Here is a 25,264-nt window from a genome sequence, read left to right as displayed (position 1 = left end):
CTTCAGCGCTTGCCGCGCTTCGGTCTGGCCTGCGGCCACCCTTTCACATCGCTAGGCCATTTGGCCTTCGGCCAAGGCGGCTTTGCCGCCTAATTTACTTCCCCATTTTGCCAAAACCTTTTCCTCTTGAGAACGATTTACCAACCCAATAAAACAGCAGCATGGCCCTATCTACTGGCTATTTTGGTTATTTGTAGTTGGTGGATTGCCCTCGGCCATTTTTATGGACCAAAGAAAAAGGCTGAACGAACAGTTGTTTCCGCCTCCGATTCGCTTGCGGTCCAGGATAGTACACCCACCCTAGTTCCCAAACAGTATTATTCACCTCCCGCTGCCAAGGATAGCAGCTGGTCCCTCGCCTTTAATCACTATCTTCAAAAAACAGCGGAAGAGGAAGAACTCGCCTATTGGCAAAGCTTACAAGATAGCGCAGATCAGGCTTGGCTAGCGGCTCAAGAAGCGGCCAAGGTCCAAGAAGCCGAACGCATGCGCCTATTGGCCGAGAAACGAGAACGGGAAGCCAAAGCCGTAGAAGAGCTCGCCCGCCAAGCCGTTAAAGAAGCCGAGCTACTCGAAGAAGAAAAAGAAATACTTGCCGAAGAAGAGTTTGATTATAGCGACTATAATAATTACATTCCTCGTTACTGGGAGATTGTTCTACCTAGCTGGATATTTATTTGGCTATACTTTTGGCGCAGCCGCCGCAATCGCCGCCAAAAACAAAAGATCGCTGCTCAGTTTCCCTTGGGCCAAAGGCGCCCTTCGGGCGCCCTCAGCCGCGACTTCCAATCTAAAAGTTTAGACCCTAGTTGGCGCCGCCAATTGACCCAAGAACGCAACCGCCCCATCCTCTCCGAGAGCAAAGAACAGGATGTCCAATGGGCCGAAGGCTTTAAGGGGAGTTATACCACCACCTTTATCCGACGAGCCATTATTCATCTGTTGCGCTGGCGACAACCCGAACTCGCTCGCCCTGCTGATTTTCGCTATCGGCTGGATTTCTATGATTGGATGGCCCCATTAGCCGCTGCCTTACAATCTAGTTTGGCCCTTTGGTTCCTCGATCAAGAACTCTGGCACTATTTGCTGATTCCCTTCGGCCTTCTTTCTATTTATTATAATGCAGCTGGCCGCCGAAAATCTTGGGCCGAAACCACTTATCTGATTGCTGGACCGACTCTAGCGCTTATTCTACACTTTTTGTTATTTAGCAATGGAAGTGAAAGTTTTATTCTCTTTAGTAGAGAAGCCTTCACCATTGATATTTCGGCTTGGCGTTGGCCCGTGCTGCTAGGGCTATTTTTGGTCTTTTGGAGCTGGCTAAAAGGAGCCAAACATCTTTTTGAGAAGACGGTTTGGTTTAAGGACCAAAGTTTTGCGAAAGCAGTACCTGTATTTGTTGCGGGCTTGTTCTTCAGTTCTTCTTGGCCCAGCTATTTGGGCGAGCTCTTGCCTACGGGCTGTATTGTGGCTCTTTTTACTGCGGGCTTACTTTGGCTAATTAGCCCGATGCAAGATGATCGTAAGGCCAAGCAATGGCTTTATCCTGGCGGAACGCTCTTTGGCCGTTTATTTAGCCTCAACGTTTTTCTAATCATCAGTTATAATGTCTTTGGGCCAGGGGTAATCACGGCTATGATTGTTGGTTTGATGCTATTGGGCGCCTGGGCCTTCTTCTTCTTTCCTAGAATGGAAGATGTAGCCGAAGAACTAAAGCCCATTCCTTGGTGGGAAAATCCCGATGCCGCCAGCCTAGAAAGCTTAGACCTCTCTAATGTCAATTTGAGTTTGCAAACAGATCACTGGCTCAGCTTTAATCGATTTGAGCAGTTGAGAACTATTTGCTTGGTCAATACGCAGCTCAAGCATTTGCCTATCCGCATAGCAGAATTGACCCTATTGGAAGAAATGGATTTGCAGAACAATCAATTGCGGACGGTTCCCGCCATATTCTTTCAGCGCTTGCCCAATTTGAAGAAAATTAACCTGGCGGGTAATCCAATTTCGGCCAAGAAGAAAAAACATTGGCTAGAAAAATATCCCCATATCCAGTTTATTTTTGAGTAGGGAGAAAGGGCCTATTTAGGAGTTTTTGTAGCCGGGAAGGCCATCTCTTTCCATGAAAAAAGATTGCGAAGCAATACCGCCCTTGCTGTAGGTTGAAACCTACAGCAAACGGCCTAGCGATGCGGCGGGGTGGCCGTCAGGCCAGACCAAGCGGGCAAAGCCCGCGCAGGGCCGAGCAGACCTGCGAGCCCCAAAGCGTAGCGCCTGCCGCAGGCAGGAGGCCCCAAAACATCAAACTAAAGCCAACTGCTCTTGAAAAAACTGCACTTCTTCTAAAAAATATTTGAGTGGGGGCGCGAGGCTATCCTTTGCCCATTGAAGAAATATCTTACGTTTGAAATTAGCGGCTTTGAGTGGAATAATATGGTAGCTTTTTGGTGTTTTCTCTAAAACGGGAATTAAGGAAATGCCGAGGCCTGCGCTAACTAAAGCCCTAGCCATTTCGTCGCCTTTGGCTTTAAACACAGTATTGATTTTGATTTGGTGGCTTTGGAAGAAGTCTAGAATTTCATCTCTTTTGCTACAATTGCTTCGTTCAATAAAGTTAGATTGATGCAAGAGGCGAACATCTACCTGAGGGAGTTTGGCAAAAGGGTGATTTAGTGGAACGGCTAGACCTAGGGGGTCTTCTCTAATGAGTTTTTGCTGAATATGCTCTATGGAAAGAGTCATTTTGCTGAAGAGGGCATGAATTTCATTCTTTTTTAGCGTTTCTAGAAGCTCCAGCACGCAGCTTTTTTCTACTAATTGGACCTCATATGTTGGGTAACGTTTGTGAAATTGCTTGATGAGGGGTAGAATGGCTGTAAAGTCAAGGTCTGGGCTAAGGCCTAATTTTAGTACTTGCCGACTTGTTTTTTCTTTAAATGTTTGCATCTCTTCCCAATTGGCCAACAGTTTTTTTGCTTTGGGCAAGAGTTCTTGCCCCTCTGTAGTAAGGAATACATTTCTTTTATCTCTGAAGAACAGAAGGCAGTTGAGCTGCTCTTCCAATTTTTTGATGCCTGATGAGAAGGTGGACTGCACAACATGTGCTCGTTTTGCGGCCAGGGTAAAGCTCTTACTTTCGGCTAAGAGGACAAAGTATTTGACAAATTGTAGATTCATAATCTATTTTATCGATTACTGTTATTGTAATATTCTATTTTGACGATCTAAAGGTATTACTTTACTTTGCAACAGGCAATATACACTTGCCTAAATTTTATTGTTTGGCCTGTAAAGGGTTAAAAAACTAGAAGCGATGAAAAGTTTTCAAGAAAAAATGGCTGCTCTCCAAAAAACTTTAGAGGGCAGAATGCCTGCAGATTACATCCAAATTATGCATAAGGCCACTGCAGATTTGCGGGCTTCGGGGATTCAGGAAGGGGTATTAAAAGTTGGGGATAAGTTTCCTGCTTTCACCCTAAAGAATCAAGATGGTTTACCTATTCATAGTGTAGATATTTTGAAAAAAGGACCTATACTATTTACTTTTTATAGAGGTATTTGGTGTCCTTACTGTAATATGGATTTAGGGTATTTGCAACAAAATGAAGAAAAGCTAACCGGATTGGGTGTACAGCTTTTTGCTATATCTCCAGAGCTTCCAGAGTTTTTGCAAAAAACTAAACAGCAGCAAAAGCTAGGGTTTGATTTGCTGCATGACTTTAAGAGTGAATTAGGGCAGGAGTTGGGACTTCGGTTTTCTCTACCCACTGACTTAAAGGCATTATATGCCAACCAATTTAAGATTGACTTGGATAAACATCAGGGGCATTCTGACTGGACGCTACCTATCCCTGCCCGTTTTTTAGTGGACCAAAATAGTGTTATTCAATATGTGGAAACTAATCCTGATTATACAACTCGCCCAGCTCTAGATGCTGTATATGCATTAGATTTTTTAAAAACTAAATGATAAAACCAATGAAAAATGTACTTATAATCAATGCACATCAGCCTTATCCTTTTTCTGAAGGGCGATTAAATGCTAGTTTTTGCGAAATAGCTGCCTCTTTTTTCAGTGAAAAAGGATACCAGCTAAAGTTTAGCAAAACAGCAGAGCGCTATGAAGTAGAGGAAGAAATAGAAAAGCATCTTTGGGCAGATATTGTTTTTTTACAAGCCCCTATAAATTGGATGGGAATGCCCTGGAGCTTCAAAAAATATATGGACGATGTATATACTGCTGGAATGATGGGGAAGTTGTGTAATAACGATGGACGAACGGCAGCTGATCCTAAGAAAAATTATGGTACGGGAGGAAATCTATCGGAAAGCAAATACATGATTTCTATTAGCTTTAATGCACCCAAAGAGGCCTTTGATAATCAAGAAGAATATCTTTTTCAGGGCAAATCTGTTGATGATTTATTGTTTCCCCAGCATGCTAATTTTCGCTTTTTTGGCATGAGAGGCTTGCCTACTTTTGCCAGTTTTGATGTAATGAAGAATCCCACTATTGAAGACGACTTTAAGCGCTTTCGCAAACACCTAGACAGCTATATCTAATTGTTTATACTGTTACTATTAACAGATCTTAAAGCCAGTAACTTGTAAGTTACTGGCTTTTTATACAAAAAAGCCCCAACAGTAAACTGTTGAGGCTCAAATTAAAAGCGTTAGACTTTATAGTTATCCACAGAAATTAATCTAGTTTTTGGAGCAAGATGGCTTTTTCTTGGCCCAAACGGAGATAGTAGGTTCCTGTTGGCCAATGAGCGCCCATTTCTAGTTGTTGTTGACCAGCAGCTAGTTTTCGTTGCTCGATCAATTGGCCCAAGCTGTTGTAGACTTGAATCATTTGATCTTCTGTTAAGGGCTGTTCTAGGCGGAGTGTAAAGGGACCATTGGCGGGGTTGGGCTGGACCTTTAAGCTGCTATTGGCTAATTTTTGAGGAATAGTATTTAATCCAGTCGCAGAAGAATCGACCACAGAAAAGAGATCAAAAGCGCCTTCGGCAAGGTGTCCAGTATTGCGATCAAAAGCCAAAACTTCGATCCACATATTATTAACGGGAGGCAGATAATCGGCAATGCGGAAGCTCTGCAGGCTGGTCCAGCCATTTGTATTAGTATAAACAGCCAAAACAGCAGAGTTAAGCCCATTGTGTAGCGTCACGACCATCGAATCGTCAGGCGTTCCGCTTCCGCCACCATTATAGAACCAGGCATAGAAGTTAATATGAGCGTCGCCATAATTTAAGACATCAAAATTGGGAGAGCGAAGAACAACATCGCCGCCATCAATATCATCGCCGCCAACGGCGCCATTATTTTGGTCGCCAGTGATATAGCAAAGATTGCCGATATCAAAGCTGAGGTCGCCATCAGGGGTAGCGGGGCTACCGTTATAGTTAAGGCCTTCAGAATTGGCGCGGGCCCAGTCTCCAGAGATAGCGGTAGAGCTAGTCGTCCAGCCTAAATCTAAGGCAAACTCATCGCGGTAACCTTGGACCAATTCTACGGTCAGTTGGCCCGTATTGGCATTGAGATTTTGGCTAATGAGCTTGGTATGATGCCCCCATTTACCCACAAGGATATCATAATCTGCTTGAAACATAGTGGGAATGCTGAAGTTACCGCTATTATCGGTAGTAACACTATAGTTAAAATCAGGAGATTTTAGTTCTACAATAGCATTGGCTAGGGCTGTGCCACTAACAGAGTCTAGGACTTGTCCTGAAAAGCTGAAAGAAGGCATAGGTAATAACTCTACATTCTCTTGAGAAACTTGCCCATGGGCCAAATTGACCGAAACTGTTTTGGGGAAATAACCAGATTTACTAAAGGTGACGTTATAGGTTCCCGCTACGCCATAACCTGTTTTATATTCTCCAGAGATGCGAGAATCATCAAAAACAGCGGTATTATTGATTTCTACATGGGCGCCAAAAATAGGATTGCCTGTGATGCTATCCGTGACCAAGCCTTCTAACCAACAAGCTCTTTGGTAGTTGGCATCAAAGACATAAAGGCCAGTATTGATATCTGCGGCTAAGATTTTTCCTGAGCTAAAGAAGGGATAAGCCCCCCAACAGCCAAAGAAACCGGTATTTTGCCCTGTATAGGTATCGTATTTTGCGACCTCTACGAGGTTGTCGGGGCGCTGAGCATCCACGACAATAATTCCATCGGTATAATAAGAGATAATCAAAAACTCATCTTTGACATGCACATTATGAGGGATCACGCCATCGCCAATAGTTTCATAGGGCTGCCAGCGATCTAGCTCCACAATATCACTCATATCAGAAATATCATAGCTGCCAATATAGGCGTTGGCTCGCTCATCGGTGGTAAAAAGGGTATTGCCATCATCAGAAATCCAGGTATTATGCGTAAAGTTATCTGGAGTAGATTGGCTACCTAGAGCAATGGGATTGGCTTTGTTGCTCACATCATAACCGGTAAATTCTCCAACATAAATATCTGAGGTCCAGAGGGTGTCGCCTCTAGCATAGACATCGTGCGCATAGATAGGGGGCACATAACCCGCTAAAGTAGGTAGGGCGGGATTGGCATTGAGGTCCAAAAAGAAGGGCTCTCCATTAGAGATATTACTACCTGCAATATAAGCGTAACCGCTTTCATCAATATAGATATTATGTGCCCGAAGAAGTGTATCCGTATCGTTGTTAATGCTCAGTTCGGGCTTCCAGAAATTATAGCTAATGTTGTTCGGAAGTCCCGAAAGGTCAATGATCAACAAACCGTCACTGCCCTGATCGGTAGTCACATAAGCATAATTGCCCCAGGTTTTAATATCTCGCCAAATAGAGTTGGCCCCAGTAATCGCCTGCACTTCTACGGGAGCTGCAGGGTTGGCCAAACTCACAATAGAGGTTTTTTCTTTGGTGCCCATCAAGGCATATTCTACCCCTGTTGTGGGATGAACCCAGCCCCAAATATCATTGCCATCCTCGGCATAATCAAAATTGGACAGTAGATTGAGTCCATAATTCGTCTGGGCTTGCAAGCCAAAAGCTAAGGCCAAAAAGACCAGCGTCAATTTGTACTGCATAAAAAGTTGGTTTTCGTTTAATGATTTGCTTGTTGCTTCTTTCGTCAACAAACTACTAAAAGCCCTTTGATTCTGGGCTATTTTCATCTTCCTTTTTGCTGGGCCTATTTTAAGTAAACGAAATCCTCCCTCTTCTTGTCGCCTCCCATTTAACAAAAAGAAAATATAGCCCCCAAAACCTTTTGGGCCTAAAATGCTTCTGATAATTATCATCTAATTATTTAGATAGTTAGATAAGTTTTAACTCACCATTGGGACCTTAGTCCTCAAAAGAAGTATTTTGAAACAAGCAAGTTTAAGCCTCTATATGTGGGCTGTTCTAGGCCTACTCATGGCCTTCACCTCTTTATCTGTAGATATTTATTTGCCCGCTATGCCTTTGATGCATAATGATTTGCAGGGCGATGTAGAACTAACGATTACGGGATTTTTACTGGGCTTTTCAATTGCCCAATTAATCTGGGGCCCCATTAGCGATCGAGTGGGCCGAAAATGGCCCCTTTTGCTCGGCCTAATTCTATTTGTTATCGGCTCAGTGGGCTGTGCCCTTGCCGATAATATTGTCGAAATGATTATTTGGCGAGTGATTCAAGCTTTTGGCGCCTGTGTTGGCCCTATGTTATCTAGGGCCATGATTCGTGACCTTTTTGGCAAAACAAAAGCCGCCGAAACCCTATCGGTCCTCATGGTTATTATGGCTATCGCCCCTATTGCTGCCCCTTTGATCGGCGGACAAATGATTAAGTTTACGACTTGGCATAGTATGTTTTGGCTCTTGGCGGTCATCGGCGCTATTATGGCCCTTTCTGTTTTTGGCTTGCCCGAAACCCTAGCCCCCGAAAAACGCCAAGCCGATGCCATCCACAAGGCTTTTTCTAAATATATGCAGCTGCTGGTCAATAAGAAGTTTATGTATTATACGCTTTGCGTGACCTTTTTCTATGTGGCGGTTTATGCTTTTGTCGCTGGTTCGCCCAATGCCTACATTAGTTATTATGGGGTGGACCCCGCTTGGTTCGGGGCCATTTTTGCCATCAATATTATCGGTATGATGGGACTCAGTTTGGTCAACCGAGCACTGGTTTCTCGCTTCCACCTAGATCGCCTCATTTTGTACGCAAGCAGCATTGCCGCTATCGCTAGCCTGCTTTTGGTCCCCCTCATAGCCTTTGATATTGGCGGAATTTACGGACTGATTATCCCCGTTTTTATCTTTTTCTCGATGAACGGCATTATTGCCGCAAGTACCACTGCCGCAGCCCTAGACGATCTCCCCAAAATGGCTGGCGCTGCCTCGGCTTTCTTGGGCGCTTTGCAATATGGAAGCGGCGTGATTTCTACCGTCCTGCTCAGCATTTTTGAAGACCCCAGCCCCCTAGCTATGTCGGCTATTATTGCCTTTTTTACCCTAGCCGCCTTCCTCATGATTTTCCTAAAAATGAGATTGGATAAAAAAGGCTAAGTGATTGAAACTGCTGTTTTGGGGCCTCCGCTGCGGCTTCGCCTTGCGGCGCTACGTTCCGCAGCTCGCTGTTCGCTCGGCCCTGCGGCAGCAAAGCTGCCTGGGTCTGGCCCTTCGGGCCACTGCTGCACATCGCTAGGCCAAATGGAAGCCCTCTGCTTTGGGCGACAAGAGCCTGTTCTCAGAAAAAGATTGGGTGTTGTAGCCTGCAAGAGCGGATTCGCACAAAAAAACTGGCCCTCTGCGGTCGGAAAGAAGCAATCTGAAAGTTTATAACTAACTCAAGAGGGTTAATTTCACGGTTTTGCAGGCCCGAAGGGCCGCAGGCTGAGGGATGGATAGCAGTGGCCGTAGGCCAGACCTAGTTTTTTTGAGCGTAGCGAAAAAAAACGCAGGGCCGAGCGAGCAGCGAGCTGCGACACAGCCCGACCCGCCCGTAGGGCGGGGCAGCCCCAAATAAAAAAGGTCCTCCCCTAAAGGAAGGACCTAGATTTAAGCGATAATGCTATTCTCGACCAGCTATTTTTTATAGATGAGTTTTGCTTTTTGCTGCCCAGCTACTTCTAGCTGCAAAACATATTGCCCTGCAGGCAATTGGCTAATATTCAGGCTATTGCGTTGGGGAGATAGATCCTGCACCAGCAAGCGGCCTTGCAAGTCGTATAAGCGCAGGGCTTCTACGGCCAAATCTGCAGACCAGAAAATTTGGTCTTGGGCGGGATTTGGGAAAGGGCGGAAATCAAAAGTGCTTGTTTCTAGCTCGCTCAAACTATTGATCAATTGGGTATTCCAAATCACCAAAACCTCAGGAGAAAAGCCAACGGGAAATGTTCCCAAGCTATCGCCAGAAAGGTTGTAGCGAATGCCTGTGTTGCTGCTTTGGTTGCCAAAATTTATTTGACTGACGTACAAAAACCCATTTTGAGCATCTAGGGCAAAAGCACCAGAAGAATAAGGAATTAAAGCCGTATCAATTAGCGTATTATTGATAAAATCATAGCTTCCGATAGCGCCATTATAAACGGTGTAGGCGATGCCGTTTTGGTCCAATTGAACAGCATTTCCGTAGCTAGGCGCCTGAAAATTTACGGCAGCGCTCTGCGTCCATTTTTGTCCGCTATTGACATTCAAATAAGAGAGGCTGTTGCTTTCGTTATTGATGCCAATAATGAGGCTATCGCCTAGGCTGAATAGACGGCCCAGCTCATTACCCGTGCTGCTCAAAGTATCATTGCCAACATAGCTGTTATCGGTCAAATTTACTTTGGCCAAATAGCCCAAAGTATCGGTATAGCTAGCGGTGCTGCTATTTTGCGCAATATAAAGGGTATCGCCAAGGACAACAAAATCCTTCACGCCCTTATCAATTTGGCTCACAGAAGCCTGAAAACTCAGGTCGCTTTTATCAAAGATGCGTAGATTATCGGAGCTGCTGCCATACCAGTTGCCCACCAATAATTTGTTCTGATAAAGGCCCAATTTAATGGTACTCACGCCACCAAAAGCAGCAGCAGCTAGGCGCTCGCCCGTTTGCAAATCATATTTATAGATACTGTCTTGAGCGGCCACATAAGCGTATTGCTCTGCCTCAATCAAGAGATCTTGCACGGAGTTGGTCCCCATACTATCCAAAAACAAATAGCTATTATCAGCGGGATCATAAACGCCCAAATTGGCGGTTTCTGTGGCCGAACCAAACAAGCCCCCGTTCAAGACCAACAATTTTTGGCCCCAAAGGCCAGTGCTCAAAAGAGCGAAGCAGCATAAACTTAATAAGCGCATAGATAAAGATTAAGTATAAAAAAATAGCGCAAAGTATACACAGCTCGGCCCCTTTGTCTAGACAAAGTTTGCCCAAGCCGCCCATCTTTGACGCGAAGATGTTCTGGCGGAAACCTCAGGGCAGCGATCCGGCTTTACGGTTGCGCGACAGCAAGGGAGTTTCACCCTTTTCCCTTTTAACTTGCCCATTTTTGGACAAGACCCTTAGGTTCTTGAATCGGAAAATCTAGTTGTTGTTGTTTTGGGGCTGCCCCTCCCTGCGGTCGGGTCGGGCTGTGTCAGGGCTCGCTATTCGCTCGGCCCTGCGGCGGCTTTGCCGCCTGGGTCTGGCCCTTTGGGCCACCCTTTTCCATCCCTCAGCCGAGGCGCTGGCTAGCGGCCAGCGCCTTCTACATCCAAAAAAAATCTTTCCGTCATTTGGCCGCAAAGCTAGTAGTTTTTGCCTGCTTTGCAACTTATATCTTTGTTAAAAATGGAGGAAGTGGCCTCGCCATTGCCCTTGGCTGTTGTACTCTAGGGCCGGAAAAGGCAGTTTAAAAACATTGAGCATCATCAGAAAGGACTTTAGGCTTTTAGATTTAGTCGGAATCCGCTCAAAGTCGATATCTAAGGATAAATAATATTGGCTCATTCGAGGATAATTGGCGGGGGCTTCAAAAACGGCCAAATCTTCATTGTACCAGCGGTTGCGCTCGGCCCCAAAAACGTTTTCAATGCCATAACCAAAGGCTACATTTAGCCAAGGGGGCAGATATTTTGGGCGTTCGGGCAAAAAGGAGGCGATATTGACCGACATCCAGATTGTTTGTCCATTATATTCCTTAAAAAAGAGTTCGGGAAAGCTGCTCCCATAGAGTTGGTCGGCTCGTTCTTGCAAACTCGTTTGGGCCAAGGGATTGTTGCGGGCGTAGATGGGGGAATTGGCGTAATTGGGCCGATGCACAGAGAGCTTAAATAAAACTCGCTGCTCTTCCCAAAAGAGTTCTTGGGCCAAATAGGCCGAGGCACCCAAGGTATTAAAGCCGACATCTCCCCAACTGAACCCCCAGGCTTCGGAATAGCCATCCATTAGCTCAACAGTGCCTTGAAAGAGCATACTGCCACCAAAGCCGACCCAAGCGGCTTGTTTCTTAGGCATTCCGGACCAGTGGTACAAATGGCCCAGCCATTTGGCTTCAAAGTTAGTGGTCATGAGATGGCCCATTTTGTCCATTTGTCGCCAACCGTAATTATCATTAAAAAAATGGAAAGAAGTTCGGTCGTAATTGGCGTACCAAGCTCTGGCCAAGGCATAAGAAGTGGCGGTATAGCCAGCACCTACGGCTGCCGTTACGGACCAAAAGCGCGCTGGATGAAATTGGGGCGCAGGCGCCCAAAACGAAAGTCGGCTACTATCTTGAGCAAAAGCGTCTAGTAGCACAAAAGAAAAGAGGAGAAGAAGAAGTAATTTTTTCATGCCTAAAAATAAAGAACTCCGCCAAGAAGATCATCTTAGCGGAGTTTAAATAAAAGGGAGTTTATGGTCCTTCTTTTTATAAATAGGCGTCTAGAAAGGAGCGAAGCGACGCGGCCTAGCGATGTGCAGGGGTGGCCGTCAGGCCAGACCGAGGCGGCAAAGCCGCCGAAGGGCCGAGCGAACAGCGAGCCCCGAAACGTAGCGCCGCAAGGCGAAGCCGCAGCGGAGGCCCTAAAAAAGAAAAAGGTCCCTCCTCAGCAAGGAAGGACCTAATAGTTTAGATCAGAAGATATCGATCTTATTGTTTAACAAACTGTTGGCTTAGTTGCTGGCCCTTGTTGGTTTGCAAAACGAGTTGGTAGAAGCCAGCGTTTAGGCTCGTTGTGTTGATTTCTTGTTGTTGGCCCACAAACTGTCCTTGCGCCACCAATTGGCCCAAGGCGTTGTAGATGCGGTATTGCTCGGCCTCAACCTCTTCCAAAGTAACGGTTAGGTTAGTTTGGGTAGGATTGGGAAAAATGCGGAAATTAGTTTGGCTAGTTGCTAAAACGGCATTAGAGAGGGTACCGTTATACGTAGCCGTGAGGTTATAAATAGCGGCTACTTCTTGTGGGTTAATTGCGCGATCGTAGATCATGATATCATCGAAGCTAGCCACGGTAGCATCGCCAAATCCGGTAGAGCCGATAAACATCTCTATAAAGGGATTGGCAGAGCAAGGGTTGGCGGGATTGGCAGAGATTTCAACCATTTGGGTATCTACATAAAGGCGCATAGTATCGCTAGCTCTGCTTAGAGTAAGCAAGTGCCATTCGCCATCTTGAAGGCCCATAGTGTTGAGGTCTGAGCTCAGGCTAGAGCTGTTTGCGCAGTTTCCGCCTTGCATAAAAGACTCTTGGCTAGCATCTACCTCAATACCCTGTACTTTTCCGTCTAGGTTAATTTCAATTTGTTGAAAATGTGCGGGGCTAGTAGTAGATCCACCAACCATTTTGAACAAGTTTGTATTTAGGGGCGTGCTATCTTGGCGGACCCAGATTGCGATGCTATAGTGATCTGAGTAGGAAATATTTATTCCACCTTCAAGGGTTGAGCTATTCACATTGTTAGTGTATTCAAAAGCGGCATCGGCATTACCAAAACGGTCAGTAGTGGTTCTTAGGCCAGTTCCTACAATTAAATTGAAGGGGCCAGTAGCAGAGCCAGAATAATCTGTACCACTATTATTACAAGGATAGTAAGCTTGTAGGCTATCGGCCAGATCTACTTGGGCATAAAGGCCTTGCATAGAAAAGCAAAGCAAGAAAGCAAATAGGGATAGGTTTTTCATCCTGTTAAGTTAAATAGTTATATAATATATACTAATATCAATTCAGGCCAAATGTAAATAAAAAAGTCAAAGCTTTGAAAAATCTAGCTTTGACTTTTAAAAAAATAAAGTTTAAAAAATCTCTCCCATTAAACGTGATTTATGGCCTACTCCAGCTTAAAATCTAGGCTATTGAGCCATTCAAACTTTTGGATGCTACCATCTGGATTTTTGCATTCTACGATGGGTGGATTTCCAGCGCCTTGTCCCCCGCCATAGCTAAGCAGATATTTTTGAGGCTTGCCTTTAAACTGCACCGTACTGCCGTAATAGACGCCCATATCAGTTCGTTGTTCCTCGCTAGAAATTAGTTTTTCGAACTTTTGGCGCTTATCAGAAGCGTAATAAATGTTTTTCCCTTCATTTTTGAAGTAGAGGTATTCGGTGCTTCCATCCGCATTTTTGCAGCGGAACATGCCTCGGCTGCCCTCGGCCTCCCAAAGCGATTTAAACTCCTGTTTGCTTCCGTCGGGATTGACAGAGATTAGGCCACAGGGCGCGCAAGGATGGTAAATCTTGTAGGCTGTTTTTTGGCCTGGGAAACTAAAACTAGGAGCCTTTTTGGGCTCTTCTAGCTGCATGTCTTCCCACTTTCCAGCGACCAACTGTAGCTCTACCCCCTTGGGGTATTTTTTAGAATGGTACATCAGCTTATTGCTGGCGGTTATTTTGAGCAGCTCCTTGCCTAAGCCAGGACTAGAAGAGACATAAATCTCTGTATACTCCTTTTCTTGATAGTCAAAGGGAAGTGCTTCTGGCTGCTCGCTGATGAGTTGGATGCCTTGGGGGGCGGTTTCTTTGGGAGTAGCTTCAGTTAGGCCCTCGCTTTGGTTGTTGGTAGCCGTAGTTGGTGTTTCTTGGGGCTCTTTCGTTTTTTCGGGGCCGCAGGCAAGGGTAAAAAGGGCTAAGGGGATAGCGAGGTAGGTCCATTTTAGTTTTTGCATCGGGTAAGTTTTGAGGATTTAATAATCCTCAAAAAATAAAAAACTTACTGGAATTATCCCAGTAAGTTTTCCCCACTCCCCTACTTATTTTTCCGTCCCAGTTCCTCTACCTTCTTCAGCCAATTGGCTCTAAAGGCATCTTTAGACATTCGGACAGGACCAATAGAAGTGATTTTCACCGATTTCACGCCAATGAAATTCATGGTCAATTTTTTCATGGCATTATGGCTAGGCGCTTTATATATCCATTTATAATACCAATTGGGTTGATCCATGGTCGAGATGATTCTAGAGGTTTTTCCGGTAAAAAACTTATCCCACCACAAAGAGTCGTCTCGCTTCTTAAAGGCAAAGCCTGGCAACAACACCCGATCTAAAAAGCCTTTCATAATGGCGGGAACAGAACCCCACCAAACGGGATACACCCAAACAATATGATCGGCCCATTTTAGGGTTTCTTGGCTTTGGAGTAGGTCGGGCTCTAGCTCGGTCCGCTTTCGATAACCATATTCTAGGTTGGGATTAAAATCTAAGTCCCGAATATTGATTTCTCGAACTTCGGCTCCCGATTGCTCGGCCCCAGCTTTATAAGCTGCAGCCAAGCTAAAGTTGTAGCTTTCCTTATCGGGATGCCCAACGATAATCACAATTTTCTTTTTCATACATTTTTTTAAGGCGTAATTGAACTACCTCAGGGCGTTCAAGGCCTGTGCCGCCTTTGCATTTCCTGCCAAACGTTCCAAAAGGGCTTTGGCTTCTGCCTTATTGCCCTGTTTTAATGACAAAGCGGCCTTATTGAAAATGGCAGATTCTTGTAATGGATCTAAATCCAAAGCCTTATCATAAAAGTAATTGGCTCGCTTAAGCTCCCCTTTTTGGGCAGCAATAAAGCCAATATTTGCATAGGTCAATGGCCGTTTGCGGTCCTCTAAAAGTACCTCCTGAAAAACTTGCTCGGCCTTGGCACTTTGCCCCAAACGCGCATAACAAACCCCCAGCTTTTCTCTAAAATCTAAATGATAAGGCAATAAGGCCACCGCCCGCTCCAAAAAGGGCAAAGCCTTGGCCCAATTCTGCTGCCGATAACAAGCCTCTCCCAAACGGTAGGCGGTCCAAGCATCCTTTTCTTCCGCTGCCTTGGCTTGCAAGGCAAGAGCTTCCAGCTCTGGATAACGCTCTGCTGCAAAGAACAAATGTATTTTGGTCTGCCGCTGCAACTCATTTTCTGCCTTTTCTTGCTCCAAATAGTATTGAGCTGAATCCAAAACAGCCTGCTGCCCCATAAATTTGTCATAAAGGGCCAAATACCCCCTGGCCATATCTAAATTGCTGGGCGAGTCTTTGCTCAAACAAGCTAGGCCCAAAAAGGCCGCTACCTCTTCGGTCTCTTCTTGAGTAAGGGCCATGGCCGATCGAGCCGTTGCCTTGGAGATATTGTGGTCCGTAATGGTCACATGCGGAATATCAATGCTGCCCGATCGAGGCATATGACAACTCACACAATCATCTTGCTTTTCTAAACGCTTGGCGGGCTCTACCGAACAGAAGTTGGGCGCAGTGGGCGCATGACAACTCAAACAGCTTTCATTGTAGCGGTTTTCGGTCCTCGATTTTACATCATGATGCGGATTATGACAACTAATACAAGATAATTCTTCGCTTTTTAGGTAGCAGGGACTCAAACGCAGCCGGTCGGCCTGTGAGGCCATAATAAAACGCTTATCCGAATTGCTAAAACGAGGCAAAAAGACCTGCATTACCGATGATAAAGGCATTCCAGGCTTAAAATCATAGAAGCTTTTGCCCGGATTCAAGACCGCTACCCCCTGCAAATGACAACGCTGACAAAGGTCCATTTGTAGCTCTCTAGACAAATGCCGCGGATTGACAATGCTATAATCTATCTGCTTGCTAGTATCTACAATTAATCCCGCCAATTTCTCTTTGGCATGAATGCTCCCCGGCCCATGACAACGCTCGCACTCTATTCCCTCAGGCATTTCTAGGTATTTGTTGAGCCCGCCTTCCTCCGCCTTGGGCAAATGGTTGTGGCAGGTCAAACATTCATGCGCAATTAAGCGATCAAAACGGCTGTTGTGCCCGCCCTCAAAACCTGGCGCCAAATCCCAACGCCCATCCTGTGTATAATAGGTCACTGGCGCCTGATATACATAGCCATTGCGGTTAATTAAATGGGAGTTGGTATGATGCCCCGAACCAATAATGTAGCTAATTTGCTCCAAACGCTTATGTGTGGTGTCGCCTGTTGGTCCCAAACGATACTCCAACACATAAAGCTGTGAATCTTGAGCAAAGGGCAAATAATAATACTGACTAGCCGTATCAAATATGCTTTGATGGCCCTGCCAATCCGCCGAAGAATTGGCCTGATGCGCCTTGGCAAAGGAACGGCCCATGCCCGTTTCTACATAGCTCTGATGCACATTGCCATGACAACTCTGGCAAGTCGCCATGCCCACATAAGTAGCCGAATCGCCCAAATTGCGAAAGCGATGATCTGCTGTGACTGCCTTTTCTTCTGCCCCACCTCCACAATAAACCAACAAGAGCGCTAGACCAAAGCCCAGCATATATATCCATTTTTTCATTCCTTGCTTTTCTTCCAAAGATACAAACTGTAAAATATTTTCTAATCATTTCTATTCTTTGGGGCTTGCCCGCCCTATAGGCGGGCCGGGCTGTGCGCGGGCTCGCAGGTCTGCTCGGCCCTTCGGCGCTGCGCGCCTCGGTCTGGCCTGCGGCCACCCTTACAGGCCCCTAGGCCAATTTGGCCTTCGGCCATGGGCTGCTGCTTGCAGCCCCATAATGAATGCAAACTTGCGCAAATCAAAGAAAAAGCTGAAGGACTAATAAAAAATCACAGGACCTGAAAACAAAATACCTCTTTTTCATATAAAAGGCTTCTTCCCTATTCTCTATCCCCCCTTCAAAAACTCTCAGAAAAAGTTGAGGGACTAATAAAATAATGTTTGGGCTCAAGATAGCGCTCCAATAAGTAGCCTTTGCAGAAAGGGAGCTAACACAAAATATCAAGCAGGATCAGAGTTCTCTATTATTTTTGCGAACTTGAGCCCCTGCAAAACCAATCTAGGGCACCATTAAGCCCGCCCGGCTTAGGGATGGACAGCAGTGGCCGTTAGGCCAGACCGAGCCGCTGCAAGCGCCGAAGGGCCGAGCGATCAGCGAGCTGCGACAACCAGCCCCGCAGGGGCGCCAGTTCGATGACCAACGGGAATACCCAGCCCGGCCCGCCCGCAAGGGCGGGCAAGCCCCAAAAACAGAAAATAAAACAAACTTGAATAAGAAACAGAGTATCAGCATCTTGCTAGCCACCGCCCTGATTAGCCTTTTTATGCTTTGGGGAGTCATTAGCCGACTACAATTTGATTTTGATCTGCGCCATTTTTACCCTCTAGAACATGAGGAAACCGATTTTTTTGAGGGTTATGTCGAGCGTTTTGGCTGGGATAACAACTATATTTTGCTGGGCATAGAGTGCAAAGGGGCCCATATTTACCAGCCCGAGTTTCTGAAAGAGGTGGATAGCCTGAGTAATAGCCTGCTGCAATTGGCCGAAATTGAGCAACTGATTGGACCGACCAAACAGGAAGTTTATCGCTATGTTCCTTTTATGGATCTGATGAATAGCAGTCCGCTGCTGGCCCTAGATAGCTCGGCGGCTCGGCTAGCTCAAGATAGCCTAAAGGTAATTGAACGGCCCGATTTGCTGGGCCAACTTTTTGCCGAGGACCAGCAATCTGTTTTGATTTTGATGCAACAAAAAGAGGGCATGCAGTACGAGGATTGCGCCCAACTAATTGGCCAAATAGATAGTCTAATTCAGCCTTTTGAGCAATTTAAGGCCCTGCATTTTGCGGGAAAATGCTATGGGCAAACCACTTTTGTCGACTTGTCTAGGCAGGAGGTGGCCACCTTTGTCGGTCTCTCTATTTTGGTCATTATTATTGCCCTTTTCTTTAGTTACCGAAGATTTTGGGGGATATGGATGCCGCTTTCGGTGGTTGGCGTTACCGTACTTTGGACCTTGGGAACGATGATGTGGTTGGGCTTTACGCTTGACTTTATCTCTAACATGATTCCGACTATTATCCTCATTATTGGGATTTCCAATGTCATCCATTTGTTTAGTAAATTCTTGCTAGAGCTACAAATGGGACAGCCCAAAACACAGGCGCTCAAAAGGGCCATAAAAAAGGTAGGAACGGCCACTATTTTGACCAGTGGGACCACCATAATCGGCTTTTTGAGCCTGCTATTTTCCAATGTGAGTCCATTGATTAACCTAGGCGCCTTTGCTTCTTTGGGCCTTATTTATGCGTTTTTGCTGACCTACAGCTTTTTTCCGGCCCTAATCAGTATAAGTCAAAAAAATTTCCAGCTCAAAGCGGCCAAAGACGACTTTTGGCAACAGCAACTGGGGCATTTGGCTCTTTGGGTGGAGCAGCATTATGGGAAAATTATCATTAGCGCTTCCGTCTTGATGGTTCTGGGCCTTTGGGGCAGCAGTCAGTTGCGGATCAACCAGCATGTACTAGACGATTTAAGTGAGCGGCACCCACAAATTGTAGATTCTCGCTTCTTTGAAAATGAGTTTAAGGGGACCAGGCAGTTTGAGATGGAGATTGTCTTAAAAGACAGCAGCAAAACCCTAGCAGATACGGCCGTTTTGCGGGCCTTGGACCAATTGGAGCAGTACTTATTAAAGGATTATGGCTTGGGGAGCATGTTTAGCCCCTTGGCCCGCCTCAAAATGGCCAATCGGATGACGCATTCGGGCAAGGCGGACTATTATCGGCTGCCTCAGCGTCGAGCAGAATGGAAAAAGGCCCAAAAAATTGAGGCTAATTTCTTGGCCAATGGGCGTTATCCCTTGGTTGTTTTGGCTGATGGAAAAACGGGACGTTTTGCTGGCAAAATGCCCGATATGGGAAGTTTAGAAGCCCAAAAGCGGCATGCTGCTTTGGCTCAATTTATTCAAGACCAACAGCTCGATCAGCTCATTGATTATCGGTTGACGGGCTCGGCCTATCTGATGGACATCAACAATCAGTGTATTGCAGATAATGTCTTTTATGGGCTCTTGCTTTGCTTTGTCTTTATCTTTCTGCTCATGTTGTATCTCTTCCGTTCTTGGAGTATGGCCAGCATTGCCCTTTTGCCCAACATCTTACCCTTGACTTTGGTAGGCGCCTTGATGGCATGGAATGGCGTTGACATCAAAATCTCCACGTCTATCCTATTCATTATTGCCTTTGGCATTGCTGTCGATGATTCCATTCACTTTATGGCCGCCTATCGCTTGGCTAGCCAGAAAGCCAAGAGCAAGGCCGAGGCGCTTCGGGCTTGTTTCCGAGGAACGGGCAAAGCCATTGTCGTTACGACCTTGATTTTGGTTAGTGGCTTTAGTTGCCTGCTCTTCTCTAGCTTTATGGGCACCTTTTATATTGGCTTGTACACCAGTATTTGCTTATTTCTGGCCCTTTTAGCGGATCTCTTGCTCTTGCCTGCCTTGATTTTGCGCTTTGGGGAAGAGCTGCAGGAGTAATTTATCGTTTAAATGATCCTATTTTTTTGGGGCCTGCCGCCTTCGGCGGCCGGGCCCTTGCAGGGCTCGCAGGTCTGCTCGGCCCTTCGGCGCTTGCAGCGGCTCGGTCTGGCCTAACGGCCACCCTTACAGGCCCCTAGGCCAATTTGGCCTTCGGCCAGCCCTAGGACCAAGGCCCTAGGCTATCGAAAAAATCGTCATCCCCTCATTCGAGGGGATTTTTTTCAGCGCTTATTGTTTGGCGGTTGTTTTTTTTGAACCTGTGGGTTGAAACCCACAGCGGGCTTCAGCCCATGGGCCCAAAACTGCCCAGCCGCCGAAGAAAACAGCCCAAAGAAAAAGACAGCTGAGCGGCCTAGCGATGGTAGGCAGTGCGGCAAAGCCGCAGACCCAGCAAAAACTTGTTTTTTGCGCAGGGCCGAGCGAGCAGCGAGCTGCCGAACGTAGCGCCGACGAGCGAAGCGAGACGGAGGCCCCTAAATAACAGTGAACTGCAACAACAAGGACTTTTGTCTGTCCTTGATGACCGAAGGGAGTAACCGCCGCCTCGCTTCGCTCGTCGGAGGCCTCAAATCCCTCCCCTACAAAATATTTTAGGCATTTCTCCCCTACTTATGCTTAGGGCTTCTTACATTTGCGAGAATCTAATACAGCGAACATTTGGAAAAGAAGGAACTACCCAAAATATCTATTGTTACCGTAGCTTATAATTGCGAGGCGGTTTTGGCCCAAACCATGGAATCGGTGGCGGCGCAGGATTATCCCAATATTGAATACCTCATTATTGATGGGGGAAGTAAGGATAATACGCTCAAGATTGTAGAGCAATATGGGGAGCAGGTGGATTTTTTGCTCTCTGAGCCAGACAAAAATAATTATGATGCCATGAATAAGGGCATGAAGCACGCCACTGGCGATTATGTTTGGTTTTTGCATGCTGGCGACCTGGCCCTAGAACCCACTACTTTAAGCCAAGCTTTTGCGGCTGGACAAAATGAGGATTTTGTTTATGGTCGGGTGAAAGTATTGGATGAAGCGGGGACGGAAATTCCTTGGCATAAAAAGCATCCCTCGCCAGAGGAGTTGAGCTGGAAAAGCTTTCGGAATGGGATGGTGATCTGCCATCAGGCAATGTTTCCACACAAAGATATTTGGACCGATTACCGCTTTGAGGATTATGGTCTGGTGGCCGATCTCGACTGGTCGATTCGTACGCTTCAGCAAGCCAAAAGCTTTAGAGATACCGAAACGGTGCTCTGTTCCTTTCTAAAAGGGGGACTCTCGGCTAGAAACCGCAGAGCTTCTCTGATTGAGCGATTCCATATTCTTCGCCAGCATTTTGGCCTCTTCCCCACCCTCTGGGAGCATGTTCAGATCTTTGGGCAGGCTATCAAAAGAGGTAAAATTTCACACTAAAGTTAAGTTAGCGTCTCATGAAAAAAGCATTAATTACGGGTATTAACGGACAAGACGGCTCTTATTTGGCCGAGTTTCTCCTTGATAAAGGTTATGAAGTTTGGGGAATCCTCAAGCGAAATTCTGTAGCCGAAAACCAAACCTATCGCCTCAATGATATTTATGGGCACGAACGCCTAAAATTGGCTTATGCCGATATGCTCGATATGGCTTCGCTGATTCAGGTTTTGCAGAAGGCTCAGCCCTGCGAAATCTATAATTTGGCCGCCCAATCTCATGTTCGCATTAGCTTTGACCAGCCTATTTATACCGCTCAGGTGACGGGTATGGGTACCCTGAATTTGCTGGAGGCTGTTCGCCTAACTTGCCCTGAAGCCCGCATCTATCAAGCGAGTTCTTCGGAGATGTTTGGCAATAATATCGATGCCGATGGCTATCAAAGAGAGACGACGCCCATGAATCCAGTTTCGCCTTATGGTTGTGCCAAGGTGTTCTCTTATAATATCTGCCGCAATTATCGCAACTCTTACAAAATGTATATCTCTAATGGCATTCTCTTTAACCATGAGTCGCCTAGACGAGGAGTTAACTTTGTAACAAACAAAGTGGCCAAAGAGGCGGTGCGCATCAAATTGGGCTATACCGATAAATTGGTTTTGGGCAATACGCAGGCTACTCGAGATTGGGGACATGCCAAGGATTATGTGCGCGCCATGTGGATGATTTTGCAGCATGAGCAGGCCGATGATTTTGTTTGTGCTACGGGCATTTCGCATTCGGTCCAATATCTAGTGGATTATGTTTTTGATCGTTTAGGTTTGGATACCGAGACGCAGTTGACGACTTCTGAGCGTTATTTCCGTCCCGAAGAATTACACGATCTAAAAGGAGATGCGAGCAAAGCCAAAGAATTGCTCGGCTGGACTCCCGAATATAGCTTTGAGCAGATGATGGACGAAATGGTCGATCACTGGTTTGATTTCTATGAGAAAAATCCTAATATCCGCAATTAAGTTATGGCAAAACGATTAGTAACTGGCGGCACGGGCATGGTGGGTTCTGCTATTCCGGCCGACCTAAAAATTGGCCGTAAAGATTGCAATTTGGGTGATTGGCAGGCGGTCAATGCCTTTTTTGAAAAAGAAAAGCCCGAGGAGGTCATTCATACCGCCGCTAAGGTGGGTGGAGTTTGGGCCAATATGCATCAAAAAGGAGATTTCTTTCGAGAAAATGTTTTGATGAACACCCATGTTATTGAGGCGGCTCGGCTGCATGGAACCAAGCGCTTACTGGCCTTTTTGTCCACCTGTGTGTTTCCCGACCAAGTGAGTTATCCCCTAGATGCGCAAAAAATCCATCTGGGTCCCCCACACCGCTCCAATGACGCCTATGCCTATGCCAAACGCATGGTCGATGTGCAGCTGCAGGCCTATCGGGAGCAGTATGGTTTGGAGTATATTTCGGTCATTCCCACCAATATTTATGGGCCCAACGATCTCTTTGATTTGGAGAATGGGCATGTGGTACCCGCCCTCATTCATCGCTGTTTTTTGGCTCGTGAAAAAGGCGAGGATTTATCGGTTTGGGGATCGGGCAAGCCGCTCAGAGAATTTATTTTTTCGGAAGATGTGGCGCAGCTCAGTGACTGGGCGGTCAGCAATTATACGGAGGCCGAACCTTTGATTTTCTCTACTTCAGAGGAGGTCTCTATCAAAGAAATGGTCGAAATGATTGTCGAGCTTTTAAACTTTAAGGGCAAGCTCATTTGGCAAAGCGACAAGCCCGATGGACAATTTCGCAAACCTAGCGACAACAGTAAAATTCGTTCGCTTTTGCCCGACTTTCAATTTACGCCTGTTTATGAGGGCCTAAAGAAAACGATTAGCTGGTTTGAGGAAAATTATCCGCAAATCCGAAAGTAGTTTTTAATGAATAGTAGGCTAATTGTGGGGCCTCCGCCTCGCTTCGCTCGTCGGCGCTACGTTTCGGGGCTCGCTACTCGCTCGGCCCTTCAGCGCTAAAGCGCTTCGGTCTGGCCTTCGGCCACCCCTACACATCGCTAGGCCAGTCCTCCCTTCGGTCGGCCTATTGACACTAAGAAAATGATAGGGCTGCATTAAACCCTAAAGGACAAAAAGGTTCGAAACAGTTGTTTCGGACCTTTTTATTTCTGGTACAACAAATATCATTTTTTTTTATTTAAAAAAATGTACATTAGCAGCCAGAATATCAAACCCCATATTATCATGATAACAGAAGATCTCCAATTGCTTAAATCTATTGGGCCAATAGAGTACTATTTACGTCCCGATAAAATTTTGGTCGGTAAATTTACTAATAACAGTCCACAAATCACAGCTGAAAATATTAGCGATACATTACAGTTTTTTAAGGAGTACTCTCTCCAAACACAAAAACCGCTTTGTATTCTCATTAACTTTAGTGCCCTTAAACATCTTCCTCTCAAAGCCCGACACCACTTGAGAAGTGAGCAAGTAAAAGAATTTTCGCCTTATAGTAAAGGTATTGCCCTTGTTATAGAAAACTCTATTTCAAAGCTGTTGGGCAATGTTTTACTTTCTGTCGTAAAAGGTTATAATTTAAAGCTATTTACCCAAGAAGAAAAGGCAATAGAATGGTTACAAAGTTTTGATTGAATACTTATTGCAAAATTAACAGACAGTTTATCTTCATAATTTAGTGGTTGTAGAATTATCTAATTAGTTTTAGCCTCTCAACAACCCTAAAAAAATAAGATGAATAACGAAAAACTAGAGCTACTCAAAATTATTGGCCCAACATATTATTATCGTAGCGTAGACAATATTATCTACATGGACTCTCCCAAAGAGCAACAGGTTCCGATAGAATTGGATCATATGAAAAGTAGTTACCTCTACTTAAAAGAGCTGTCCATTCAAGAAAACAGGCCCTTAAAGGTACTTGTTGATTTTTCTAAAGTGCGCAGAATCTCTAAAGAGACTAGAGATTACATGCGTGGTGCAGAAGCCAAAAGCTTTGCTCCTTATATTCAGGGAACTGCGCTAATTACCAATAGCCAACTTTCTAAAATGCTTGGAAATTTTGTGTTGGGTACCCTAAAAGGCGATGAGGAGACTAGGCTGTTTACAAATGAAGAAAAAGCGATAGAATGGCTAAAACAGCTGTAAAGGATGCTAAAAAGTTTAGCATTTTTTACTTAGTTTTGTTACCTTGAGTTTAACAAGGGCCTTCTGGCCATAAAACGACATAAAGATGGACTTTCTCAACGATGAAGATCGCTTAAATAACCTCATTGAAGTCATTAGTGGAATGGCTGGCCTCGACTTTTCTCAAAAGGCCCTAGTTGATGAGTCTGACAACCCACTAAACACAATTGCCTTAGGAATTAATATGCTAGCGGAAGAGCTAGAATCTTCGGTAGTTAGCCGTTCGGAGCTAGAGGCCCAGAATGAAGAGCTGGAACGCCTTACTCGTGAGCAAGAAGGGGCTCTACTTGAAATGTCTACCCCTATTGCTCAACTTTGGGAGGGTATTTTATTACTTCCTTTGGTTGGTTTTATGGATGCTAAGCGTGCAGAAGATGTACTACATACGGTTTTACATGAAATTGCTCGCAGTCAGGCCAAAATTTTCATCCTAGATATCTCAGGTGTGACGGTCGTAGATACATTTGTGGCCAATCACTTTATTAAAATTGCCAAGGCTACTCGCTTAATGGGATGTCGTTCTATTTTGTCTGGAATTACACCTGCGGTTTCTCAAACTATTGTGGACCTAGGGATTGATATTGACAAGCTCAAGACTACAGGGAGCATGAAAGATGCTCTAGATTATGCCTTCCGTCAAACGGGCTTCCAATTGGAGCGCCAGGATGAGGATGAAGACTAAAAGTTGATCTTCAAGCAAGAATATTCAGCCATTTTCTGTCTAAGTTGCCAGAAAATGGCTTTTCTTTGCCCAGAGGAAAGGAACATTTTGGTCCAAACAGCGGCTTTAGCCGCTGCATTTTAACGATCGCGTAGCGATGCCTTTGGCGGCTTTTAGCCGCCTTGGCTGAGGGATGGACAGCCGTGGCCGCAGGCCAGACCAAAGCGGCAACGCCGCTGCAGGGCCGAGCGAACAGCGAGCGGCGACACAGCCCGACCCGCCCGATGATTCATGAGGGTTTTAACC

At 45.7% G+C, this 25,264-nt stretch carries 19 protein-coding genes and 1 riboswitch; of the genes, 11 read left to right on the top strand and 8 right to left on the bottom strand.

Annotated elements, in window-relative coordinates:
• The first annotated feature begins 126 nt into the window (after nucleotides 1-126).
• Nucleotides 127-2,067 (top strand): hypothetical protein, encoded by a 1,941-nt coding sequence (locus tag PPO43_RS13555; RefSeq protein ID WP_272618673.1) that lies wholly within the window; start codon nucleotides 127-129, stop codon nucleotides 2,065-2,067.
• Between the two features lie 231 nt (nucleotides 2,068-2,298).
• Here the strand turns inward: PPO43_RS13555 and PPO43_RS13550 are convergent, their stop codons facing one another.
• Nucleotides 2,299-3,174, bottom strand: coding sequence for a LysR family transcriptional regulator (locus PPO43_RS13550; RefSeq protein ID WP_272618671.1), 876 nt, complete (start codon nucleotides 3,172-3,174; stop codon nucleotides 2,299-2,301).
• Nucleotides 3,175-3,310: 136 nt separating this feature from the next.
• On the opposite strand from PPO43_RS13550, the gene PPO43_RS13545 reads away from it, so the two are divergent.
• The gene (locus PPO43_RS13545; protein ID WP_272618669.1) at nucleotides 3,311-3,967 is read left to right on the top strand and encodes a peroxiredoxin-like family protein; all 657 of its coding nucleotides are present in this window, start codon (nucleotides 3,311-3,313) and stop codon (nucleotides 3,965-3,967) included.
• An 8-nt stretch (nucleotides 3,968-3,975) separates the two neighbouring features.
• Entirely contained in the window at nucleotides 3,976-4,560 is a 585-nt protein-coding gene (locus PPO43_RS13540) for an NAD(P)H-dependent oxidoreductase (protein ID WP_272618667.1), read from the top strand.
• A 136-nt stretch (nucleotides 4,561-4,696) separates the two neighbouring features.
• On the opposite strand, the gene PPO43_RS13535 is transcribed toward PPO43_RS13540, so the two are convergent.
• A complete protein-coding gene (locus PPO43_RS13535) occupies nucleotides 4,697-7,159 on the bottom strand; it encodes a choice-of-anchor B family protein (RefSeq protein WP_272618665.1) in 2,463 nt (820 codons plus the stop codon).
• Nucleotides 7,160-7,379: 220 nt separating this feature from the next.
• On the opposite strand from PPO43_RS13535, the gene PPO43_RS13530 reads away from it, so the two are divergent.
• Nucleotides 7,380-8,534, top strand: coding sequence for a multidrug effflux MFS transporter (locus PPO43_RS13530; protein WP_442985459.1), 1,155 nt, complete (start codon nucleotides 7,380-7,382; stop codon nucleotides 8,532-8,534).
• A 519-nt stretch (nucleotides 8,535-9,053) separates the two neighbouring features.
• On the opposite strand, the gene PPO43_RS13525 is transcribed toward PPO43_RS13530, so the two are convergent.
• The 6 genes from PPO43_RS13525 to PPO43_RS13500 form a co-directional block, all read right to left on the bottom strand.
• The gene (locus PPO43_RS13525) at nucleotides 9,054-10,316 is read right to left on the bottom strand and encodes a T9SS type A sorting domain-containing protein (protein ID WP_272618661.1); all 1,263 of its coding nucleotides are present in this window, start codon (nucleotides 10,314-10,316) and stop codon (nucleotides 9,054-9,056) included.
• Nucleotides 10,317-10,418: 102 nt separating this feature from the next.
• Nucleotides 10,419-10,537, bottom strand: a riboswitch (cobalamin riboswitch).
• Between the two features lie 245 nt (nucleotides 10,538-10,782).
• Nucleotides 10,783-11,772 (bottom strand): DUF2279 domain-containing protein, encoded by a 990-nt coding sequence (locus PPO43_RS13520; protein ID WP_272618659.1) that lies wholly within the window; start codon nucleotides 11,770-11,772, stop codon nucleotides 10,783-10,785.
• Nucleotides 11,773-12,070: 298 nt separating this feature from the next.
• Entirely contained in the window at nucleotides 12,071-13,102 is a 1,032-nt protein-coding gene (locus tag PPO43_RS13515) for a LamG-like jellyroll fold domain-containing protein (RefSeq protein ID WP_272618657.1), read from the bottom strand.
• 146 nt (nucleotides 13,103-13,248) lie between these two features.
• The gene (locus tag PPO43_RS13510; protein ID WP_272618656.1) at nucleotides 13,249-14,085 is read right to left on the bottom strand and encodes a hypothetical protein; all 837 of its coding nucleotides are present in this window, start codon (nucleotides 14,083-14,085) and stop codon (nucleotides 13,249-13,251) included.
• A gap of 80 nt (nucleotides 14,086-14,165) precedes the next feature.
• Nucleotides 14,166-14,747: an NAD(P)H-dependent oxidoreductase gene (locus PPO43_RS13505; RefSeq protein ID WP_272618654.1), complete on the bottom strand. Its 582-nt coding sequence runs from the start codon at nucleotides 14,745-14,747 to the stop codon at nucleotides 14,166-14,168.
• Between the two features lie 24 nt (nucleotides 14,748-14,771).
• Nucleotides 14,772-16,694: a tetratricopeptide repeat protein gene (locus PPO43_RS13500; protein WP_272618652.1), complete on the bottom strand. Its 1,923-nt coding sequence runs from the start codon at nucleotides 16,692-16,694 to the stop codon at nucleotides 14,772-14,774.
• Between the two features lie 707 nt (nucleotides 16,695-17,401).
• On the opposite strand from PPO43_RS13500, the gene PPO43_RS13495 reads away from it, so the two are divergent.
• The 7 genes from PPO43_RS13495 (at nucleotide 17,402) to PPO43_RS13465 (ending at nucleotide 24,979) form a co-directional block, all read left to right on the top strand.
• Nucleotides 17,402-19,672: an efflux RND transporter permease subunit gene (locus tag PPO43_RS13495; RefSeq protein WP_272618650.1), complete on the top strand. Its 2,271-nt coding sequence runs from the start codon at nucleotides 17,402-17,404 to the stop codon at nucleotides 19,670-19,672.
• Between the two features lie 660 nt (nucleotides 19,673-20,332).
• Nucleotides 20,333-21,088, top strand: coding sequence for a glycosyltransferase family 2 protein (locus PPO43_RS13490; protein ID WP_272618648.1), 756 nt, complete (start codon nucleotides 20,333-20,335; stop codon nucleotides 21,086-21,088).
• 17 nt (nucleotides 21,089-21,105) lie between these two features.
• Complete coding sequence (locus tag PPO43_RS13485) at nucleotides 21,106-22,101, top strand: GDP-mannose 4,6-dehydratase (protein WP_272618646.1); 996 nt, start codon at nucleotides 21,106-21,108, stop codon at nucleotides 22,099-22,101.
• Between the two features lie 3 nt (nucleotides 22,102-22,104).
• Nucleotides 22,105-23,010: a GDP-L-fucose synthase family protein gene (locus PPO43_RS13480; RefSeq protein ID WP_272618644.1), complete on the top strand. Its 906-nt coding sequence runs from the start codon at nucleotides 22,105-22,107 to the stop codon at nucleotides 23,008-23,010.
• A gap of 324 nt (nucleotides 23,011-23,334) precedes the next feature.
• Complete coding sequence (locus PPO43_RS13475; protein WP_272618642.1) at nucleotides 23,335-23,745, top strand: DUF7793 family protein; 411 nt, start codon at nucleotides 23,335-23,337, stop codon at nucleotides 23,743-23,745.
• Between the two features lie 99 nt (nucleotides 23,746-23,844).
• Nucleotides 23,845-24,258 carry a DUF7793 family protein gene (locus tag PPO43_RS13470; protein WP_272618640.1) on the top strand — a complete coding sequence of 138 codons (414 nt, stop codon included), beginning with the start codon at nucleotides 23,845-23,847 and terminating at the stop codon, nucleotides 24,256-24,258.
• Between the two features lie 85 nt (nucleotides 24,259-24,343).
• On the top strand, nucleotides 24,344-24,979 hold the full coding sequence (locus PPO43_RS13465) for an STAS domain-containing protein (protein WP_272618638.1): 636 nt from the start codon (nucleotides 24,344-24,346) through the stop codon (nucleotides 24,977-24,979).
• Nucleotides 24,980-25,264: the final 285 nt, after the last annotated feature.

Origin of the sequence: Saprospira sp. CCB-QB6, assembly GCF_028464065.1 — a bacterium.
Taxonomy (GTDB): Bacteria; Bacteroidota; Bacteroidia; order Chitinophagales; family Saprospiraceae; genus Saprospira.
This window is presented reverse-complemented; position numbering and strand designations above follow the sequence as displayed.

Bases quoted from the DNA above. Each gene is read 5' to 3' on its own strand.
- PPO43_RS13545 (WP_272618669.1), top strand. From the start codon at position 3,311: ATGAAAAGTTTTCAAGAAAAAATGGCTGCTCTCCAAAAAACTTTAGAG.
- PPO43_RS13485 (WP_272618646.1), top strand. From the start codon at position 21,106: ATGAAAAAAGCATTAATTACGGGTATTAACGGACAAGACGGCTCTTAT.
- PPO43_RS13510 (WP_272618656.1), bottom strand. From the start codon at position 14,085: ATGCAAAAACTAAAATGGACCTACCTCGCTATCCCCTTAGCCCTTTTT.
- PPO43_RS13505 (WP_272618654.1), bottom strand. From the start codon at position 14,747: ATGAAAAAGAAAATTGTGATTATCGTTGGGCATCCCGATAAGGAAAGC.
- PPO43_RS13470 (WP_272618640.1), top strand. From the start codon at position 23,845: ATGAATAACGAAAAACTAGAGCTACTCAAAATTATTGGCCCAACATAT.
- PPO43_RS13475 (WP_272618642.1), top strand. From the start codon at position 23,335: ATGATAACAGAAGATCTCCAATTGCTTAAATCTATTGGGCCAATAGAG.
- PPO43_RS13535 (WP_272618665.1), bottom strand. From the start codon at position 7,159: ATGAAAATAGCCCAGAATCAAAGGGCTTTTAGTAGTTTGTTGACGAAA.
- PPO43_RS13550 (WP_272618671.1), bottom strand. From the start codon at position 3,174: ATGAATCTACAATTTGTCAAATACTTTGTCCTCTTAGCCGAAAGTAAG.
- PPO43_RS13480 (WP_272618644.1), top strand. From the start codon at position 22,105: ATGGCAAAACGATTAGTAACTGGCGGCACGGGCATGGTGGGTTCTGCT.
- PPO43_RS13525 (WP_272618661.1), bottom strand. From the start codon at position 10,316: ATGCGCTTATTAAGTTTATGCTGCTTCGCTCTTTTGAGCACTGGCCTT.
- PPO43_RS13515 (WP_272618657.1), bottom strand. From the start codon at position 13,102: ATGAAAAACCTATCCCTATTTGCTTTCTTGCTTTGCTTTTCTATGCAA.
- PPO43_RS13500 (WP_272618652.1), bottom strand. From the start codon at position 16,694: ATGAAAAAATGGATATATATGCTGGGCTTTGGTCTAGCGCTCTTGTTG.
- PPO43_RS13520 (WP_272618659.1), bottom strand. From the start codon at position 11,772: ATGAAAAAATTACTTCTTCTTCTCCTCTTTTCTTTTGTGCTACTAGAC.
- PPO43_RS13540 (WP_272618667.1), top strand. From the start codon at position 3,976: ATGAAAAATGTACTTATAATCAATGCACATCAGCCTTATCCTTTTTCT.
- PPO43_RS13530 (WP_442985459.1), top strand. From the start codon at position 7,380: ATGTGGGCTGTTCTAGGCCTACTCATGGCCTTCACCTCTTTATCTGTA.
- PPO43_RS13465 (WP_272618638.1), top strand. From the start codon at position 24,344: ATGGACTTTCTCAACGATGAAGATCGCTTAAATAACCTCATTGAAGTC.